Annotated in this window: 4 protein-coding genes; 1 reads left to right on the top strand and 3 read right to left on the bottom strand. The window is 37.6% G+C overall.

Translation table 11 applies throughout. The features are described from left to right. The 3 genes from VP97_RS22465 to VP97_RS24125 form a co-directional block, all read right to left on the bottom strand. Window positions 1-881 (bottom strand): magnesium transporter CorA family protein (locus VP97_RS22465; RefSeq protein WP_050184400.1); only part of this gene is annotated, 881 nt, incomplete at its 3' end. Between the two features lie 214 nt (window positions 882-1,095). Then, window positions 1,096-1,257 carry a hypothetical protein gene (locus VP97_RS24130; RefSeq protein WP_156153602.1) on the bottom strand — a complete coding sequence of 54 codons (162 nt, stop codon included), beginning with the start codon at window positions 1,255-1,257 and terminating at the stop codon, window positions 1,096-1,098. Then, window positions 1,236-1,394, bottom strand: a complete 159-nt coding sequence (locus VP97_RS24125) for a hypothetical protein (protein WP_156153601.1) — start codon at window positions 1,392-1,394, stop codon at window positions 1,236-1,238. Before VP97_RS24125 ends, VP97_RS24130 begins: the two co-directional genes overlap by 22 nt. 305 nt (window positions 1,395-1,699) lie before the next feature. Here VP97_RS24125 and VP97_RS22460 point away from each other — a divergent pair, with 305 nt between their 5' ends. Further along, window positions 1,700-1,891, top strand: coding sequence for a hypothetical protein (locus VP97_RS22460; RefSeq protein ID WP_050184398.1), 192 nt, complete (start codon window positions 1,700-1,702; stop codon window positions 1,889-1,891). The last annotated feature ends 221 nt before the right edge of the window (window positions 1,892-2,112 follow it).

The following is a 2,112-nucleotide window of genomic DNA, read 5'->3' as shown; positions in this document are numbered from 1 at the left end:
TTTAGGTAAAAATAAATCGCTAGTGTACTGATGATGATTAAGCCGCCCGCAAACAGATAACCCAGCTTCCATTCCAGCTCGGGCATATGTTTAAAATTCATTCCCCAAATCGCACCTAGAGCCATAACGGGTGTAAATAAGGTGGTTATAACGGTTAGTGTTTTCACAATTTCATTGCCCCGGTGAGCCGAAACCAGACTTTCAAAATCAAGCAGCGAATCAATTTCTTCTTCGTACGCTCTTACAAGAAACATCGCCCGCTCAAGCCGGTTTTTGGCCAGTTTATATTGTTTCCCTTCTGTTATTTCTTCCCCGAACGCCTCTTGCAGGGCCATATGGATTTCCATGACCGGAACAATGAGATTTTTCCAAATAAGCAGCTCCTGGTCTGCCCAGGCGACCCGATCCAGTATTTTAACATTGTTCCGTTTTTTTATTTTCCAGAATAAATCGTGAAGCTCTGTTTCAAAGACATCGATTTTCTTTAAAAAATGAGAAGTAATCTGGCTGATCAAAACAAGAAACCCTTCAATGGGACTCTGGGCCTCCTTCATTTTTTCTTTCATCGTTTTAACATTTATGTGATCAAGCTTAAGAAAATCAATATCAGCTGTGATCAGCTGTTTCCTCGTTACATAAAAATGAAAAACCGATTTTTCTTCTTCTTTCTCGGCACTCTGCATATACACGAGAGATCCCCAGAAAGCTTCTTTTCCTTCTTGTCCATTATCCATGTCGATATCATTCGTTTGATCTTTAGATAGATTTCCAAGCCATTCTTTACAGACCGTATCCATATTGGGGACGGCCGTTTTTATATTTTCATCCTCTAGATTTAATTCGTACCATTTCCATTGCGAATCATGAAATGTATGTTCCATTTTGGTTTCTCCCCTTTCTTCAAGCCTCATACCACTGTTTCTTTATTTTAAAGATACCCTTAATAACTTTGTAGAAACGGCATTCTATATGTGTAATAAATACCAAGCGCTATTAGATTTAAGTACTTTTTAAAGGAACAGGTAAGAAGAAGATAAGTTGAGAAACTATCATTCCATTTTTCATAGAAAATTTCGGTCCACTAAAGGGTAAAATTTAGTGTCCGTCTCCAGCCTGGCATGACAAGGCTTGTTTCTCTGCCAGCTGCTTTGTTTTACGAGGATAAGCCGGTCGCTTTGATTGGAATTTCTCCATGCAATAGGCTTGTACTTCTTTTAGAGACCACTGTTGCCCAATTACTGCTCTACGATATTCCATTTTTGTTTTCCTCTCGTCAATTCTTTAAACCGCTGTTCCTCCTTTGTTATGAGAAGATCAATTAGCACTGTTTTGTCCTGATATTGATCAACCAGGTGATCGGCCGTTTCAGGTTGTCTCTGTTCATACATGCCCATTGTCGGCGTTCTCCATTCAGGCTCTCTACTAATCCTTTATGAGTTCAGCCCGCTCATCATGCCAGCTATACTGTACGCTCACATATCCAACGGCTGTCACACCACCAATTTGGACCTTCATCCGCTCTTTAATTCTTAACAAGGCTGCCAATCTTTGTTATTTATTTTTTAAATGTAATAAATCAATAAGTATAATTCTTACTAAATAGGGTATATACCTTTTAAGATTCTCTCATTTGATTCTTTACACGAATTTTTCTCCAACCCTCACAAGGTAAAGAGAAATTTTGGTGGGAGGTGATGAAATGAGAAGAATTCAAGGAATATCAAAGTTAACTTCCTATCTGAAGTCGGTAAATTATCCACTTACCGAGAAGGAAATTCGTGATCTAATTGAAAATAAGAAGCTTCCTCATAAAAAAATTATTAACAACATCATCGTTTTTGATTTAGATCAAGTTGACTGGTGGATAAGTCACAATCGAACAAAAGGGTAATAACGCGCCTCGCTTTTTATTGCGAGGCTCTACTATTTTTTTAATAGTATTCTTTATGGACTTACTGTTGACTAAGCATATTTCATTAGAAAATGGGTAAATATTATTTGGTGTTTTCTTCTTTGTTCTTTTCATGAATTTTTCTCCTCCTGTGAACTTCTCCACCTAAATCAAAGATTTTGATAGAGCATCCCTTATCTTGAATACAGTACAACATCAGC

The sequence above is a fragment of the Domibacillus robiginosus genome (assembly GCF_000966195.1).
GTDB lineage: Bacteria > Bacillota > Bacilli > Bacillales > Domibacillaceae > Domibacillus > Domibacillus robiginosus.
The sequence above is the reverse complement of the archived record's forward strand: the minus strand, read 5'-3'. Positions and strand labels throughout refer to the sequence as shown.

Bases quoted from the DNA above. Each gene is read 5' to 3' on its own strand.
- VP97_RS24130 (WP_156153602.1), bottom strand. From the start codon at position 1,257: ATGGAATATCGTAGAGCAGTAATTGGGCAACAGTGGTCTCTAAAAGAA.
- VP97_RS24125 (WP_156153601.1), bottom strand. From the start codon at position 1,394: ATGGGCATGTATGAACAGAGACAACCTGAAACGGCCGATCACCTGGTT.
- VP97_RS22460 (WP_050184398.1), top strand. From the start codon at position 1,700: ATGAGAAGAATTCAAGGAATATCAAAGTTAACTTCCTATCTGAAGTCG.